Source organism: Allobosea sp. GW821-FHT03A12 (assembly GCF_058986765.1).
Genome location: NZ_JBYSVZ010000001.1, coordinates 943815 through 958947, shown reverse-complemented (window position 1 = coordinate 958947; position 15133 = coordinate 943815). Strand labels below are relative to the sequence as shown.

The 15133-nt window shown below is 66.5% G+C and carries 14 protein-coding genes; 1 reads left to right on the top strand and 13 read right to left on the bottom strand.

The annotated features are described in order from the left end of the window. Positions 1-59: 59 nt before the first annotated feature. The 6 genes from AC3WLC_RS04490 to AC3WLC_RS04465 all read right to left on the bottom strand — a co-directional run bounded on the left by AC3WLC_RS04490 (position 60) and on the right by AC3WLC_RS04465 (position 5998). Complete coding sequence (locus AC3WLC_RS04490) at positions 60-1079, bottom strand: tagatose 1,6-diphosphate aldolase (RefSeq protein ID WP_493682735.1); 1020 nt, start codon at positions 1077-1079, stop codon at positions 60-62. A gap of 151 nt (positions 1080-1230) precedes the next feature. Next, positions 1231-2202 carry an alcohol dehydrogenase catalytic domain-containing protein gene (locus AC3WLC_RS04485; RefSeq protein ID WP_493682734.1) on the bottom strand — a complete coding sequence of 324 codons (972 nt, stop codon included), beginning with the start codon at positions 2200-2202 and terminating at the stop codon, positions 1231-1233. Further along, positions 2199-3014 carry a carbohydrate ABC transporter permease gene (locus AC3WLC_RS04480; protein ID WP_493682733.1) on the bottom strand — a complete coding sequence of 272 codons (816 nt, stop codon included), beginning with the start codon at positions 3012-3014 and terminating at the stop codon, positions 2199-2201. Before AC3WLC_RS04480 ends, AC3WLC_RS04485 begins: the two co-directional genes overlap by 4 nt. After that, positions 3008-3874, bottom strand: coding sequence for a carbohydrate ABC transporter permease (locus AC3WLC_RS04475; protein WP_493682732.1), 867 nt, complete (start codon positions 3872-3874; stop codon positions 3008-3010). Before AC3WLC_RS04475 ends, AC3WLC_RS04480 begins: the two co-directional genes overlap by 7 nt. A 23-nt stretch (positions 3875-3897) precedes the next feature. Next, positions 3898-5196, bottom strand: a complete 1299-nt coding sequence (locus tag AC3WLC_RS04470; RefSeq protein WP_493682731.1) for an ABC transporter substrate-binding protein — start codon at positions 5194-5196, stop codon at positions 3898-3900. Between the two features lie 88 nt (positions 5197-5284). Then, the gene (locus tag AC3WLC_RS04465; protein ID WP_493682730.1) at positions 5285-5998 is read right to left on the bottom strand and encodes an SDR family NAD(P)-dependent oxidoreductase; all 714 of its coding nucleotides are present in this window, start codon (positions 5996-5998) and stop codon (positions 5285-5287) included. Positions 5999-6230: 232 nt separating this feature from the next. On the opposite strand from AC3WLC_RS04465, the gene AC3WLC_RS04460 reads away from it, so the two are divergent. Next, positions 6231-6998, top strand: coding sequence for a DeoR/GlpR family DNA-binding transcription regulator (locus AC3WLC_RS04460; protein WP_493682729.1), 768 nt, complete (start codon positions 6231-6233; stop codon positions 6996-6998). A 236-nt stretch (positions 6999-7234) separates the two neighbouring features. Here AC3WLC_RS04460 and AC3WLC_RS04455 read toward each other — a convergent pair whose 3' ends face one another. The 7 genes from AC3WLC_RS04455 to AC3WLC_RS04425 form a co-directional block, all read right to left on the bottom strand. After that, entirely contained in the window at positions 7235-8071 is an 837-nt protein-coding gene (locus tag AC3WLC_RS04455) for an MBL fold metallo-hydrolase (protein ID WP_493682728.1), read from the bottom strand. A gap of 120 nt (positions 8072-8191) precedes the next feature. Beyond that, on the bottom strand, positions 8192-9916 hold the full coding sequence (locus tag AC3WLC_RS04450; RefSeq protein ID WP_493682727.1) for an ABC transporter permease: 1725 nt from the start codon (positions 9914-9916) through the stop codon (positions 8192-8194). Further along, positions 9913-11037, bottom strand: coding sequence for an ABC transporter ATP-binding protein (locus AC3WLC_RS04445; protein WP_493682726.1), 1125 nt, complete (start codon positions 11035-11037; stop codon positions 9913-9915). The genes AC3WLC_RS04450 and AC3WLC_RS04445 overlap by 4 nt, the downstream gene beginning before the upstream one ends. A 74-nt stretch (positions 11038-11111) precedes the next feature. Then, the gene (locus tag AC3WLC_RS04440) at positions 11112-12176 is read right to left on the bottom strand and encodes an ABC transporter substrate-binding protein (protein ID WP_493682725.1); all 1065 of its coding nucleotides are present in this window, start codon (positions 12174-12176) and stop codon (positions 11112-11114) included. A 142-nt stretch (positions 12177-12318) separates the two neighbouring features. Continuing rightward, positions 12319-13500: an acetyl-CoA C-acyltransferase gene (locus tag AC3WLC_RS04435; protein WP_493682724.1), complete on the bottom strand. Its 1182-nt coding sequence runs from the start codon at positions 13498-13500 to the stop codon at positions 12319-12321. Further along, positions 13500-14333 (bottom strand): CoA-transferase, encoded by an 834-nt coding sequence (locus AC3WLC_RS04430; RefSeq protein ID WP_493682723.1) that lies wholly within the window; start codon positions 14331-14333, stop codon positions 13500-13502. Before AC3WLC_RS04430 ends, AC3WLC_RS04435 begins: the two co-directional genes overlap by 1 nt. A gap of 2 nt (positions 14334-14335) precedes the next feature. Beyond that, the gene (locus AC3WLC_RS04425) at positions 14336-15133 is read right to left on the bottom strand and encodes a CoA transferase subunit A (RefSeq protein ID WP_493682722.1); all 798 of its coding nucleotides are present in this window, start codon (positions 15131-15133) and stop codon (positions 14336-14338) included.

Genomic DNA, 15133 nt, shown 5'->3' with positions numbered 1-15133 from the left:
CCTGACGGCCGTCGCCTCAGGCACTACCGCCGAACCACGACGCCCCCGATCGACAGCATTCAGGCCGCATAGCCTTTCGGGAAAGCGTCCTGCACATCCGGCTCAGGCATTTTGCCACCGAAGGCGGAGTGCCTGTACCAGGGCGTGCCCTTCCTCTCGGTCAGATCATTCAGGCGGTCGAGGATGACCAGGCTGCCCTCGGCGAGCCCTTTCTCCATCGCCTCATAATCGGGGAAATGCGCGAACGCGTCCTGCCAGACCGCGCGACCCGCAAGATAGCCCGAGGCGCCGGCCCGATAGGCGAAGTTCATCGAGCGCTCGAAATCCGCCGCCGAGGCGCCGGCCGAGAGCATGACCCAGGGCCGCGGCAGCATCCTGCCCATCCTGTCGTAGGCGGCCTGCAGCGAAGCGGCGCCCTTGCTCTCGGGATCGGGCACATCGTGCACCAGACCGGGCGGCTCGACCTTGAAGATGTCGATCTTGTATTTGGGATCGCAGAAGGGCTCGAGCGAGGCCAGCACCAGCTCCTCGCGCTTCGCCTCCAGCGCCTTCGGATCCTCCCCCGGAAGCGGATAGACAAGCAATTCGAGCAGCATCACCATGTCGTTCGCGGCGCATTCCTCGCCCGCCCTCTGCACGAAGGCCTGCTGATGCGCGATGATCTCGGGATCGGCGTCGGGGCGATACCAGGCCAGCACCTTGCAGGCGTCGCCGCCAACTGCGCGCGTCTTGGCGACCGACCAATCGGGTATCGGATGCGACTTGCGGCCCTTGCTGGTGTTCTCGGTGATCGAGTGCTCGTAGGAGATGATCAGCCCGGTATCGGTCGGCAGCTCGTTGATGCAGTTGGCATAGCCGTAGAGCGGATCGATCAGCAGCGCCGATGCCTTGGGAGAGAGGTGCTTGGTGATCAGGCGCTTGACCTCGACCACATCCTCACGCGGCGGCTCCTTGGTGCCGCGCTTCTCTGCAATCGGCACGAAGAGCGGCGTACGCTGGTCGATCGCGACCATCTTCCAGAAGCCGCCCTTGTCCGCGAGGCGGCGCGAACGCCAGAGCTTGCCGGGTGACATCTTCATCGTTGCATCTCCTGTGAATGCATCATGAGCCGATCGACCGAGGCCCGGTCAGGTATCTCGCTCCATCCCATCCCGCTGGTGGCTTTCATCGCGGCGGTCGCAGTGGCGAGGCACGTCGTTGTCGACGCAGACGATGCGCCTCATTGCCGCCTCATGCCGGCACCAGGGCCGGCTTCAGCTTCTCGCCGCGCGAGAAGGCCTGGAACAGATCGGACAGGCCGTCGAGGTCACAGGTGCCGTCGACGAGACGCTCGTATTTCGCCTTGCCGGCCCGGAGCAGTTCGAGATTCTCGGCATAGTCGCCGATCGGGAAATAGAAGGAGCGGATCAGGAAGAAGTCCTTGAGCCGGATGGTCCGGGTCTCGGTGATCGCCCAGGCGGCGCTCTCGCCGATCTGGCAGATCGCGCCGTTCGAGCCGACGGCCTCCAGTGCCACCTGCCGGGCGCCATCCTTGCCGGTCGCCTCGACGACGATCGGGTAGCGACCCTTCTGCGCCGCTTCCGGCGTCGTGCGGCGGGCGCCGAAGCTCTCGGCGACCTCGGCGCGGTAGTCGACCGGATCGATCACGTCGATCGGTCCGTAGCCCATCAGCTCCAGCGTGATGATCGCGCCGAGCCCGATCGGCCCGGCGCCGAGCACCAGCGCTCTGCCGGAGGGCACGACGCGACGCGCCATGCGGATGCCGTGGGCCGTGGTCCCGATGGTGTCGAGGAGCAGCGGGGCGAGCTTGTCGGGGATGTCGTCGGGAATGGTGAGCAGGCAGCGCTCCGGTGCCACGAGTCTTTGCGCATAGCCGCCGTCGCGCTGCCAGCCGATGAGCTTGCGGGTCTCATCGCCGCTGCACAGATGCGTGTTGCCCTCGCGGCAATCCTCGCAGGCGCCGCAGAAGACCGGGATGTAGGCGACGACGCGCTCGCCATGCCGTTCATGGCCCGGCTGCTCGATCACTCCCGCGATCTCATGGCCCGAAATGGTCGGCCAGCCGAGCTTCCAGGGCCGGAAATCGCTGCCGCAAAGCGCGCAGGCGGTGACGCGCACCGTGACTTCATCCGCGGCCGGCACCGGCTCGGGGAATTCCTCGATCGTGATCCGGCCTTCGCCGTGGAATTTCGCAGCTTTCATCCCTTGACGGCTCCTGCGGCGAGGCCACCGACCAGCCGCTTCTGAATGATCATGGTCAGGACGAGCGGCGGCAGCGCGATGACCACGGCCGCAGCCATGAGCGCGCCCCAGTTGGTCACCCCCTCGCCGATGAAGTTGAAGCTCGCGACGATCGCCGTCTTGGTCTCGATGCCCGAGAGGACGAGTGCGAAGAGGAAGTAGTTCCAGGAGAAGACGAAGGACAGGATGCTGGCGACGACGACCCCGCCCATAGTGACGGGCAGCACCACCATGCGCAGCACCTGATCCTGCCGGGCCCCATCCATCTCGGCGCTTTCGACGAGCTCGCGCGGCACGCTCTCGAAATAGGGCAGCAGCACCCAGATCACGATCGGCATGGTGATGACCGCATGGGTCAGGATCATCGCGGTATAGCCGCCGACGAGGCCGACCTGCCGGAACATCAGCAGCCAGGGCAGCAGGAACAGCGTACCCGGCGCCATGCGGGCGAACAGCGTCGCGGTCGCCGGCCATTGCCAGCGATGCCAGGCCATGGCGAAGGCGGCGGGAATACCGAGCGCGAGACCGAGCAGGGTCGAGCCGGTCGCGACGATGAAGCTGTTGAGCGTGTTCTTGAGGAAATCGTTGCGGGAGAACAGCTCGACGAAATTGTCGAGCGTCGGCGTGAAGAAGAGCTTCGGCGGGATGGCCGCGACCTCGATGCTCGGCTTGAAGGCCGACAGGAACGTCCAGGCGATCGGAACGCCGAGGATGACGAGCACGATGCCGAGCTGGATCGCGTCGAGCGTCCCGCGGAGTTTCGGGGTCACCATGCGACCGCCCTCCGAAGCCGGGCGAAGACGAGAACCGTGCCGAGCACGATGGTGGCGAGCGTGACCATCACGGCGCTCGCATAGCCGAGCTCGAAGAACTCGAAGCCGCGCCGATAGGCCAGGATGTTGAGCGTGGTGCTCGATATGCCGGGGCCGCCCTGGGTCGTCAGGTAGATGACGTCGAAGAAGCGCAGGATATCGACGCTGCGCAGCACGGCAGCGGTGATCAGGGTCGGGGCGAGCAGCGGCAGCGTGATGTAGCGCAGACGCTGCCAGCTGGTCGCGCCGTCGATCTCGGCAGCGTCGTAGACATCGGTCGGCAGGGCGAGGTAGCCGCCCATCACGATCAGGGCGACGAAGGGCGTCCACTGCCAGGTGTCGAGCCCGGCCACCGTCCACATCACGGTCGCGGGATCGGATAGCCACAGACCCGGCGGCAGGCCGATCTTCTCCAGCAGCCAGTTGGCGATGCCGAAGCTCGGATCGAGGATGACGATGGCCATCATGCCGACGACGACCGGGGGCAGCATGAAGGGCGAGATCAGGATCGGGCGCACGATGCCACGCGCCCATTGCGAGCGCGCCAGGAGCAGCCCGAGCCAGGAGCCGAGCACGAGCTGCGCCCCGAGCGAGACGACATAGAGGAAGAAGGTGAGGCGCAGCCCGTTCCAGAACTCGCCGTCCGCGAACATCTTCCGGAAATTGGCGAGGCCGGCGAACTTGGGATCCTGGCCGAGCTGCACATCGGCGAGCGCGAGCCAGACAGCGAAGCCGAAGGGATAGACGATCATGGCGGCCGCGAAGGCGAGAGCCGGAACCGCCATCCAGCGATAGCTCCGCCTGAGATTTACGGTCGCCATGGCCTGTCTCCCGTCCGGCGCGGCTACTGGAGCTTCGCCAGTTCGGCGTCGGCCGCCTTGGCGGCCTCGAGCGGGGTCGCCTTGCCCTGCACGATCTCCTGCATCGCGCCGCCGATGATGTCGCGCGCCTTCGGCACGTCGTCGGTCGGAGACTGGTAGACGCCGATGCCGGTCTTGCCGAGCTCGACCAGGGCCTCTGCCCAGGCCTTGCGGACCGGCTGCTCCTTCACCCACGCGTCGAAGTCGGCCCCGCGGAACACGCTGGCGCGGGGCGGCGCGACGCCGGCCGTGACGAGCTTGGCCTGGACATCGCGGCTCGTTGCCCATTGCGCGAACAGCCAGGCGGCCTGCTGCTTGCGGGAATTGGCCGAGACGGTGATGCCCCAGCCGATGGCGACCGGCTTGGAGACGCCGCTCTCCTTGCCGGGCGGCAGCACCTTGATGCCGAGATCCTCGGCCCGGCCCGGGAACTTCATGATGTTGGCGAACTCGTTGCTCGCCTCATGCGTCATCGCGGCCTTGCCCTGGCCGATGAGCTGCGTGACCTGCGTGAAAGTGTGGTTCAGCGCACCCGGCGGCGCGTAGTCGCGCATCAGGGTCGCGTACATCTCGAGGCCCTTGACGGAATTCGGTTGCGACAGGCCGGGCTTGCCGTCCGGGGTCGCGAAGGAACCACCTGCATTGAAGATGAAGCCCGCCATCGCATAGGGCGTCACGCTCCGGATGCCGCGCCCCGTCCAGGGCGTGATGCTGGCATCGCAAGCCTTGATCGCGGCGGCAGCCGGAATGATGTCCTCGAGGGCTTTCGGCTCGGCGATCTTGCACTTCTCGAAGACGTCCTTGCGCCAGTAGAAGAGCGGGCCTTCCTGGTTGATCGGGACGGCCACGACCTTGTCGCCGAAGGTCGAGGCGGTCCGGATCGAGGCGCCGAAATCCTCGTAGTCGTAGTCGGGCGCGGTCTTGGCCTTGTCCTTCATCATCGCGGCGAGGTCGGCGTACCAGCCTGCCCGGTTGAAGATCGCGCCCTCGCGGCTCGTCAGGGTCATGAAGACGTCGACATCGGGCGACTTGCCTTGCATCAGCGTCGTCAGGCGGGCGCGATACTGTTCTTCATTGAAGATCTCGATGCGCGCGTCGATCCCGGTCTTGGCCTGGAAGTCCTTCACCATCTCGCGCATGGCCTGCGACCAGGGATGGTTGTTGAACATCAGGTTGATGGTCTGGCCGGATTGGGACTTCCAGTCGAAGCCTTGTGCCGATGCCGGTGCTGTCGCGAGAGCCGTGGCGACGAACGCGCCGCCGATGAAGCCGAGCTTCCTCATGCGTCTTCTCCCCTTCAACTAGCCCCGTTTTTCGAGGCGGTTTCCGATGTCGTCTCGACGCTCCCGGCCCGAGGGCGTCGCAGTTTCGTCAGGAGGCTACGTATCCCCCGTCGACCGGGATGGTGACCCCGTTGATGAGCTTGGCGGCCGGCGAAGCCAGGAACACGGCCGTGCCGGCCAGCTCCTCCGGCGCCGACCAGCGCTTCGTCGGCAGGCGCAGCATCAGCTTGGCATTGAACTCGGGATCTTCCTGTCCCGGCCGGCTGATCTCGGTCTTGATCCAACCCGGTGCGATCGCGTTCACCCGGATGCGGTCCTCCGCATAGGCGACCGCCAGCGATTTCGTCAGGCCGACGATACCGGTCTTCGCCGAGGCGTAGGCCGGAATGTAGGGCGCCCCGAAATAGGAGAACATCGAAGCGATGTTGATGAGGCAGCCTTCGCTCGCCTTGAGGTGCGGCCGGAAGGCTTCGGCGAGGCGCATATTGCCGACGAGGTGGATGTCGACGATGTCGGCGAAGACCTCGGGCTTGAACTCCTCGTGCCGGATCAGGCGGCCGGCGCAATGGATCAGGACGTCCAGCCGGTCGATCGTCTTCGCCAGCGCCAGCACAGCCTCGCTGTCGCGGACATCGAGCTGGTGGAAGTCGAAGCCCTCATCCTTCGCCGGCGGCTTGACGTCCGTGAGGATGACCTTGGCACCACTCGCCTTGAAGGCATGCGCGAACGCCATGCCGATCCCACCGGTGCCACCGCTGATCAGGACGTGCTGGCCGGCGACCGAGAAGTCGGGAGCACTCATCGCTGGTCCTCGCGCGGACAGGCCGCCGCTCCAGCGGCGATGTGGACGAATAGCCTCGTCATCGGCTCCTCCCTGCGGCACGCAATTGCGGGTGCCGATGTTCGTTATTGAACTCATGAAGGCATGTATTGTTGTTTTCCGCAAGCGCGTATTCGATTTCGCGTATCGGGGCTTGCGCGGCGCCTTGAGTGTCGCTGCTATGTGCCTCGCGGCAGGAGAATCGTGACGAACCATGCAGGCTGACACCCGGCACCAGCGGATTCTCGACCTCTTGATGCGACGCGGCTATGCCGGCATCGACGAGCTCACCATCGCTTTCGGAGTGACGCCGCAGACGATCCGGCGCGATTTGCAGGAACTCGCCGACAAGGGCCTCCTGCGCCGCCGCCATGGCGGCGCGAGCGTCTCGTCCAGTACCGCCAACACCGATTATGCGCGCCGGCATGTCGAGAACGCGGAAGCGAAAGCGCGCATCGCATGGGCTGCGGCCGACCTCATCGCTCCGGATTCATCGCTCTTCCTGACCGCTGGAACCACCATGGAGGCCGCTGCCGAGGCCATTGCGAAATCCGCGAGCGGCAGCCTGCGGGTGGTCACCAACAGCACCACCGCGGCCCGCACGCTCGGCCGCAATGCCGCTGTTTCGGTTCTCGTCACGGGCGGCACCTGGATGACGAACAACGAGGCCCTGGCCGGCCCGGCGGCGGCCGACTTCGCCGACCGCTATCGCTGCGACGTGATGATGACGAGCTGCGGCGGCATCGATCCCGACGGCTGGCTGCTGGAATTCCGCGACGAGGAGGTGGTGACGGCCAAGGCGATGCTGGCCAATGCCCGCCGCCGTGTCCTTCTCGTCGATCACACCAAGTTCGCGCGGGTCGCCTCCTGCAAGCTCGCTCACCTCGAGGAGATGACCACGATCGTGACCGATCGGGCGCCCAGCCAGGAGATGACCCGTCTCATCACGCGGGCCAAGTGCGAGCTGATCGTCGCGCGTTGATGCGCGGCAACCTGCTGCATCTCATGCGAACAGGTCGGGTCAGACCGAAGGACTTAACGGCAGCGAGCTCGCAGGAAGGATGTCGGCCCTGTATTCTGCCGTGCCCTCGATCATCGCGCGTCCGATTGGACGCGATCACGATGATCTATCCTTTTGTTATCGCATCGGATTTTTCCGAAAAGTGGATTCCACTTTTCGGTCCGATGCTATAGGCAGCCGAAGGGCGGTGATCGAGCCTAGTCGGCGCCCACCTTTTCAACGGAAATCCAGCCCTTGCCCAGGGGCTCGACTCGCCCCTCTGCTTGCAGCTTGAGGAGATGGGCAGTGACGTTGCGTTCGGCCGCCTGGCGCAGCCAGGGGTGGGTCTGCGAGTAGAGCTTGTCGACCAGCTCGCGTGGAGTGACCGGGCCACAGCGCAAGGCTTCGGCGATCGCCTCCTCGCGCTTGATCCGGTAGTCGAGCAATTCCTGGATATAGGGCGCCGCATCCGACAGCGGCGGCCCATGCCCCGGCAGCAGCAGCCGGTCCTGCCGCGCCAACAGGCGCCGCAGGCTCCGGAAATAGGCGGCCATGTCGCCACCTGGGGGCGACACGACGCTGCTCGACCAGGTCATGACATGGTCGGCACTGAAGATGACGCCGTCAGCACGGGCGAAGCAGAGATGGTCGCTGGCGTGACCGGGCGTATGCAGGCAGACCATGCCGGCAACCATGTCGCCATCCCGCAGCGGCACGTCCGGCTGGAAAGCCGGATCGGCACTGCAGTGGAATGCAAAGGTTCTGGCCCCTGTCCGTGCTTTCAACGCCGCCACCGCGCCAAGATGATCCGAATGGCTATGGCTGAGCAGGATCGCTGCGACGCAGCCCTCGGTCGCATCGAGGATGGCCTGGACATGGCCCGCATCGTCCGGCCCGGGATCGAGGACGACCACGCCCTCTCCCGTCTCGATCAGATAGGTGTTGGTACCGTGATAGGTCATCAGGCCGGCATTGGGCGCAACGATACGCCTGATGCCTGGCGCGACATCGGTCGCCCGCCCGCGCTCCGGTTCCGGCTCGGTCAGATAGGGCAAGATCGCTTCCCCGGCTGCCCTCCGGGCAGCATCCTCTCCGCCGCGCGCCTCATCCCGCCGCCGCATTCCGCCCGGCGAGCTGACCGAAGATCAGTGCCATTTGCGCGGGAGCTCCGTTCATCAACGCTCCAATCGGCGCGAGACATAGAGCTGCGACGGAACCACCACGACCAGAAGCGCCGCCATCAGCAGGATCGCCAGGGCCGCCGCGCCCGGCAGGTCCGGGAACTGCCAGAGATTCCAGAGCGTCGAGGCCGCGACGAGATTGCCGGTCGACATCAGCATCAGCGGCACCGTCAGGTCGCGAGCGCTATGCGCGAAGACCCAGAGCCAGCCATTGAGGATCTGCGGCCAGACCAGCGGGAAGGTCACCTTGCGCAGCGAAGTCAGCCAGCTCGCGCCGCTGATCAGCGCCGCATCGCCCAGCTCCTTGTGGATCTGGATCAGGGCGCTGCTCATCGTGCGGACGCCGAAGGCGATGTAGATCGTCACATGCCCGAGCACGAGGATCCAGACCGTGCCGTAGAGCGGCGTGTCGAGATAGAGCAGCAGGATCGCCAGCACGAGCACGATCGGCGGGATCGCCATCGGCAGGAAGGACAGCGCGTCGAGGATCTTGCCGGCCCGGCTGTTCGAGCGGACCGTGAACCAGCCGATCAGGCAGGAGATCAGCATCACGATCGTCGCGCTCGACACGACGAGGATGATCGTGTTGAGCACCGCCCGCGAGATCATCGGGTTGGTCAGGATGCGACGATAGATGTCGAAGGACAGGCCGCCGAGCGCCGAGAGGCTGGGCGTGCTGTAGGAGGGCTGCAGGCTGACCCAGAGCAGGATCAGCAGGGGCAGCATCATCACCGCGCAGTAGCCGAAGGTGAAGCCGAGCGCAGCAAAGCGCCAGCCGCCGAGCCTGATCCGCTTCGGCCGGAAGGCCTTGCCGGTGACGACGCGGAAACGCTCGCCGAGCCGCGTCGCCCGCATATAGGCCCACATCAGGCCGCCGGCGACGACCAGCAGCAGCACGCCGAAGGCGGAGGCGAGCCCGTAATTCGGCAGGCCGTTATCGGGGGAGGAGAGCAGGTAGACGCGCGTCGACAGCACCGGCACATCGGCCGAAAGCCCGATGATCAGCGGCAGGTCGAAGGCCTGCACCACCGCCATGAACATGTAGATGCCGATCGAGAACAAGCCGGGCGTCAGCAACGGCAGCGTCACCCGCGTCAGCGTCGCCCAGGAGCCGCCGCCATGGACGCGCGCGGCCAATTCCAGATTGGGATCCATGTTGCGCAAGAGGCCGCTGATCATCACGAAGGCGGTCGGCACCACCGCGAAGGAGGTGACGATGATCAGCGACCAGAAGGAATAGATGGTCAGGATCGGCTGCAGGAAGCCGAAGAGCTCGCGGAACATCACGTTCAGCGCGCCATTGCCGGGATTCAGCAGCAGGATCCAGCCGAAGCCGACGACCAGTGCCGGCACCATCATCCAGGCGAACATCAGGATCCGTACCAGGATGCGGCCGGGCATGTCGGTGCGCTCGGTGCACCAGGCGATCGCGGTCGCGATGGCGACGCCGATCGCCATGCTCGACAGCGCGTAGACGGCGGTGTTCCAGACCAGGCTCAGCGTCCGCGGGCTCTGCAGCAGCTGGACGTAGTTCTTCACGGTGAAGTCGAGCGTCTCCAGCGGCATCGCCTCGGACGGCGCCAGCGACGCCCGGATCAGCAGCAGCACCGGGCCGAGGACGAGGACGGAGACGACCGCGAGCAAGAGGGCGAGCACGACCGTCTGCTGGTCGAGCCCCGTGCCCGGGCGGCGGCTGGCGGCGATCGAGCCGCCGCTCATCTCGGGCTCCCGGGAGCCGCCGGCTCGTCGGCCGGCACGATGACGCAGCGCTCGGGCGGCAGGTCGAGCACGAGCTCCTGCCCGACCGACAATGCGGTGTAGGGATCCAGCATCAGGGTCAGCTTGCGGCCACCCACCTCGACCTCGGTCTCGACGACGTCGCCGAGGAAGGTCATGGCGTCGACCCGCGCCTTGAAACGATTGGGGCCGAGCGTCTCGGTCGCCGATCTGACGAGGATCGCCTGCGGGCGAACCACGACCATGACCTGCGCGCCCGGCGCGAGGTCAGGACCGGCGACGCCCGAGATCGGCCCGATCGCCGTCTGGGCCCGCGCCGTCGCGCCGCCGGTATCGAGCACGCCGGGCAGGAGATTGCTGCGGCCCATGAAATCTGCGGTGAAGACGCTGTTGGGCCGCAGATAGATGTCGCGCGGTGCCCCCTGCTGGACGATCCTGCCCGCTTTCATCAGCACGATCTGATCGGACATGCCGATCGCCTCGACCTGGTCATGCGTGACGAAGAGCGTGGTGATGCCCAGCGATTTGACGAGATTGCGGATCTCGGTGCGCATCGTGTCGCGCAGCTTGGCATCGAGATTGCTGAGCGGCTCGTCGAGCAGGAGCAGGCGCGGTTCGTGCACCAGCGCGCGGGCGAGCGCGACACGCTGCTGCTGGCCGCCAGAGAGCAGCGGCGCAGGGCGGTCGGCGAGATGGGCGAGCTCGACCATCTCCAGCGCCTTCAATACGCGCGGCCTGACCTCATGGCTCGGCGCGCGCTTGACGCCGTAGACCAGCGGGAAAGCGACATTGTCGAACACGCTCATATGCGGCCAGATCGCATAGGACTGGAAAACCATGCCGAGCTCGCGCCGATTGGCCGGGATGAGCAGGTTCTCGCGCGATGAGAAGACCGCCCTGTCGCCCATCTGGATCACGCCGGAATCCGGGTTCTCCAGGCCGGCGATGCACTGCAGCGTGGTGGTCTTGCCGCAGCCGGAGGGCCCGAGCAGCGTGAAGAACGAGCCCTCCTCGACCTTGAAGGAGACACCCCTGAGGGCGAGCATGGCGTCCTGGCCATGCTGTCCCGGATAGGATTTCACGAGGTTCTCGATCAACAGCATCGGGGTTTCCGGCTTTCCGTCCGTAGGTCTTGCTCGGGAGGGGCCCTGCTCCCCTCCCCGTTCGGCGGTCGCGCTCAGCGGGTCATCAGATCGGCGATCGCGCTGCGCACCGAGAGCGCCTGCTTGGTGTCCTCGAGCGAGTTCTCGGTCAGGATCTTGGCGCCGGCCTTGACCCGCTCGGCGATCATCTCGGCGAGCGGCGATCCCTTGTCGCCGGCGCGCGGCAGCGGCTCCTGGGCGTTGGCGACGCTGATCCCCTCGGTCGTCAGCCAGGCCGCGAACAGGCGCGCGGCGTTGGGGTTCGGCGCGCTTTCAGGGACGTAGATGTAGAGGTTGTTCAGCGGGATGAAGTCGCTGAACAGCTTGAACTTCACGCCCTCGCTGCGGCCGGCGATGTGGAAGGCCGAGAGGCCGACCGGCGCCTGGCCGACCGAGATCGCCCGCGTCGCCGCCGCCGTGCCGCGCTCCAGTACCGGCTTGTTGTCGAGCGTGGCCTTGGCCATCTTCAGCGTCTCGTCCTTGCCGAGCGCGAAGGAATAATAGTCGAGCGGATTGAGCGAGAAGGCGTTGATCGCGACGCGCCCGCGCCATTCGCTCTTCAAGAGTTCGGCCCAGGTGTTGGGCACGTCCTCGTCCTTGATCAGCTTCGGATTCCAGCCGATGCCATAGGTCGCGTCGAGGATCGGCAGCGCCGCGCCGCGCAGGTCCTTCATCACCCGGTTGGCGACCTCCTCGATCTGCGGGAACTGCTTTCCGAACACCTGCGCCCAGGGATAGGGCTTGAGAAGCTGCCGTTCGAACAGCACCGAGGCTTCCTGCGCCCCGCCGGCGCCGACCACGTCGACCGAGCCGCTGGCACGGCCGCGCTCGGCGATCAGCTTGGTGCCGGTCTGGACCGGGTTCGCCGCGTTCCATTCCACGCTGATGTTGAGGCCGAAGCGCTCGTTGAAGGCCTTGGCGATCGCGGCATGGGCCTGCGGCGTGCCGGGGCTGCTGACCGCGACGAAGAGCCGGCCCTCCTTGCGGGCGCCTTCGAGAATCTGCTCATAGCTCGGTGTCTGCGCCTGAACTGCGCCGGCCGACAGGAATACGCTCGCCATAGCGGCGGCGGTCGTGAATAGGGAGCGAACGGTCGCCATGCTTTCCTCCTTCGCAGGGTGTGACCCGGCTGGCTTGCCTATAATTCCATTATATGGAATTTATTATCGTTAGCGTCGCTTTAACTGTAAGCGCCCTTGCCGTTGAAAGGCAAAGGCGCAGGCACAACATCCACGATGTGGATCAAAAGACCTCGATCAGGCCGGCTGCGCCCATGCCGCTGCCGACACACATCGTCGCGACCGCGCGCCTGGCGCCACGGCGGCGGCCCTCGAACAGGGCATGCCCCAGCATGCGCGCGCCCGACATCCCATAGGGATGGCCGACGGCGATCGCGCCGCCATCGACGTTGAGCCGGTCGGCCGGCAGGCCGAGCTTGTCGCGGCAGTAGAGCACTTGCACGGCGAAGGCCTCGTTGAGCTCCCAGAGGTCGATATCGCCGATCGAGAGCCCCGCCCGCGACAGCAGGCGCGGCACTGCGAAGACCGGGCCGACTCCCATCTCGTCAGGCTCGCAGCCGGCCACAGTGAAATGCGAGAGCGCGCCGAGCGGCGACAGGCCGAGCCTCTCGGCGAGCTTTTCCTCCATCACCACGCAGGCGGCGGCGCCATCCGAAAGCTGGCTGGCATTGCCGGCGGTGACGGTGCCGCCCTGGCGGATCGGCTCGAGCTTGGCCAGGCCGGCGGCGTTGGTGTCGGGGCGATTGCCCTCGTCGCGGCCAAGGCGCACAGCCTCCTCGCTCGCCACCCCCGTCGCCTTGTCGGTGTTGAGCTTGGTGCTGTCCATCGGCGCAATCTCGGCGTCGAAGCGGCCGGCCTCCTGAGCCGCGGCCGTTCGGCGCTGGCTTTCCAGGGCATAGGCATCCTGCTCGTCCCGGCCGATGCCATAGCGCTTCGCCACCACCTCGGCGGTGTCGAGCATCGGCATGTAGACATCGGGCCGGTTCGCCTTCAGCCATTCGTCGTGGAAGCGATAGGTGTTCTTGTGCTCGTTCTGCACCAGGCTGATGGTCTCGACGCCGCCCGCCACAACCGCCTGCGCGCCGTGGCTGACGACGCTGTCGACCGCCATGGCGATCGCCTGCAGGCCGGACGAGCAGAAGCGGTTGATGGTCGCGCCGGCCGTGGTGACCGGCAGCCCGGCCCGCAGCACCGCCTGGCGGGCGATGTTGTAGCCTGAGGCGCCCTCCTGCATGGCGCAGCCGAGGATCACGTCCTCGATCAGCGCCGGATCGACCTTGGCCCGTGCGACCGCCTCGGCGACGACGTGGCCGGCGAGGCTCGCCGCATGGGTGTTGTTGAAGGCGCCGCGATAGGCACGCCCCATCGGCGTACGTGCGAAGGAAGCGATGACAGCCCGGCGCATCACGCCCTCCCCTCAACCGGCGCGCCGGTTTCGCGCTGCCAGATGTCCATCAGCAGCTCGTCGCCACCCTCGCTGGACTCAAGCCGCCGGAGCCCGTTCGGGTCGATCACCTCGCGGATCAGCCGCAATTCCTCGGCAGTGGGCACCGGCGTCAGCGGGATCTCACCCTCGGCATGGACGACGAAGCCGGTCTTCTCCTGCACGCGCTCCAGCGTGATGCCGGGATGCAAGGAGACGACGCGCATCGAGCCGCCCGGCCCCTCGAAATCGAAGACGCCGAGATCGGTGACGACGAGGCCTGGCTTGGCGCGTCGCACCGGGCGCGCCTGACCGCCGCCATCCTCATTGCCACGGCCGCAGACGAAATCGACCTTGGCGACGATCGTGCGCGGATTGTGCCGGCGGATGTGGTAGCAGAGCGTCTCGCAGCCCCAGAGATCGTCGGGAACGCCGCGCGCACCGACGAGCTGCGCCTTCGGCTTGGCCCAGGGGCCGATCACCGAGATGTTGGAAGCGCCGTACTGGTCGAGCTGGACCGTGCCGATCCAGATCTGCAGCTTGCCGTGGGCGATGAGTTGGAACATCTCCTGCCAGCTCAGATTCATCCGGCCCGAGGCGGCCAGCGTCCACTCGTCGACCAGCGCCTTGGCGTGCACATCGCAATCGGCAGCGGCGCGCGAGCCCGTGGTCAGGAAGAGGTCCGGGACATGCAGCGCCTTGGCCAGGCGCGCCGAGAGATCCGACAGGATCGTCGCGCCGACACCGATGGCGTTGCCACGGAACTCCCTGGCCATACGGCTGATCAGGAGCTCTTCGAGCGTGTAGTCGGTCATCATCACTGCTCCCGAATCCATGCGGAAAACCATTCGGAATCGGTCGCGCGTTTCTGGTATTCCAGCACCGCCGGCAGGTCGAAGCGGTAGTCCGGGTAGAGCGCCGTCATGCCGGCGCCATGCGGCGCCTCGATCACGCCGTCGATCCAGAGCCGGGACAGGAAGGTGCCGCCGGCGGTCGCGGCATCGCCAGGCAGCTCGTTGACGATCCTCTCGGCCGTGACGAAGACGGTCTTCGCCGCCTGGACGAGGAGCGGGTCGGCATAGCCGTCGCCGATGATCACCGCATTGCCGTGGCGGTCGGCGATATTGGCATGGACGAAGGCGACGTCCGGCCGCAGCGCGGGCACCGCCAGCAATTCCTCGCCGCTGAACGGGCAGGCGATCTTGCGGAACGGCGCCGTCGGCGTCGTCAGGATGTCGGTGTCGAGCCCGAAGCGCGTCGGCAGGAAGGGCAGGTTCTTGGCGCCGGCCTCGAAGGCGGCGATGATCGTCGCCTCCGAGTATTCGACGACGCTGATGTTGCCGGACTCGCGCGCCTTGCGGAAATGCGGCGCGAGCCCGAAGGCATCGAAGCCGACGAAGGCGAACTGCAATTCACGGACCTTGCCGGCCCCGATCAGGAGGTCGACATCCGGGCCGCCGAGCATGGCGACGACCGTGAGATCGCCGACATCCGCCGCGGCCAGCGCCCGCGCCGCCGCCATCGGCTTGCGCTGGATACCGCCACCGCCGAACGCCACGGAGCTGCCGGGCGCGACCGCGGCCAGCGCTTTCGCGAGGGTGATCGTCTTCGTCAT

What these genes read in the sequence shown, in the direction of transcription:
- AC3WLC_RS04490 (WP_493682735.1), bottom strand. Translation starts at nt 1,079, where the DNA reads ATGAAGATGTCACCCGGCAAGCTCTGGCGTTCGCGCCGCCTCGCGGAC.
- AC3WLC_RS04485 (WP_493682734.1), bottom strand. Translation starts at nt 2,202, where the DNA reads ATGAAAGCTGCGAAATTCCACGGCGAAGGCCGGATCACGATCGAGGAA.
- AC3WLC_RS04480 (WP_493682733.1), bottom strand. Translation starts at nt 3,014, where the DNA reads ATGGTGACCCCGAAACTCCGCGGGACGCTCGACGCGATCCAGCTCGGC.
- AC3WLC_RS04475 (WP_493682732.1), bottom strand. Translation starts at nt 3,874, where the DNA reads ATGGCGACCGTAAATCTCAGGCGGAGCTATCGCTGGATGGCGGTTCCG.
- AC3WLC_RS04470 (WP_493682731.1), bottom strand. Translation starts at nt 5,196, where the DNA reads ATGAGGAAGCTCGGCTTCATCGGCGGCGCGTTCGTCGCCACGGCTCTC.
- AC3WLC_RS04465 (WP_493682730.1), bottom strand. Translation starts at nt 5,998, where the DNA reads ATGAGTGCTCCCGACTTCTCGGTCGCCGGCCAGCACGTCCTGATCAGC.
- AC3WLC_RS04460 (WP_493682729.1), top strand. Translation starts at nt 6,231, where the DNA reads ATGCAGGCTGACACCCGGCACCAGCGGATTCTCGACCTCTTGATGCGA.
- AC3WLC_RS04450 (WP_493682727.1), bottom strand. Translation starts at nt 9,916, where the DNA reads ATGAGCGGCGGCTCGATCGCCGCCAGCCGCCGCCCGGGCACGGGGCTC.
- AC3WLC_RS04445 (WP_493682726.1), bottom strand. Translation starts at nt 11,037, where the DNA reads ATGCTGTTGATCGAGAACCTCGTGAAATCCTATCCGGGACAGCATGGC.
- AC3WLC_RS04440 (WP_493682725.1), bottom strand. Translation starts at nt 12,176, where the DNA reads ATGGCGACCGTTCGCTCCCTATTCACGACCGCCGCCGCTATGGCGAGC.
- AC3WLC_RS04435 (WP_493682724.1), bottom strand. Translation starts at nt 13,500, where the DNA reads ATGCGCCGGGCTGTCATCGCTTCCTTCGCACGTACGCCGATGGGGCGT.
- AC3WLC_RS04430 (WP_493682723.1), bottom strand. Translation starts at nt 14,333, where the DNA reads ATGACCGACTACACGCTCGAAGAGCTCCTGATCAGCCGTATGGCCAGG.
- AC3WLC_RS04425 (WP_493682722.1), bottom strand. Translation starts at nt 15,133, where the DNA reads ATGACGAAGACGATCACCCTCGCGAAAGCGCTGGCCGCGGTCGCGCCC.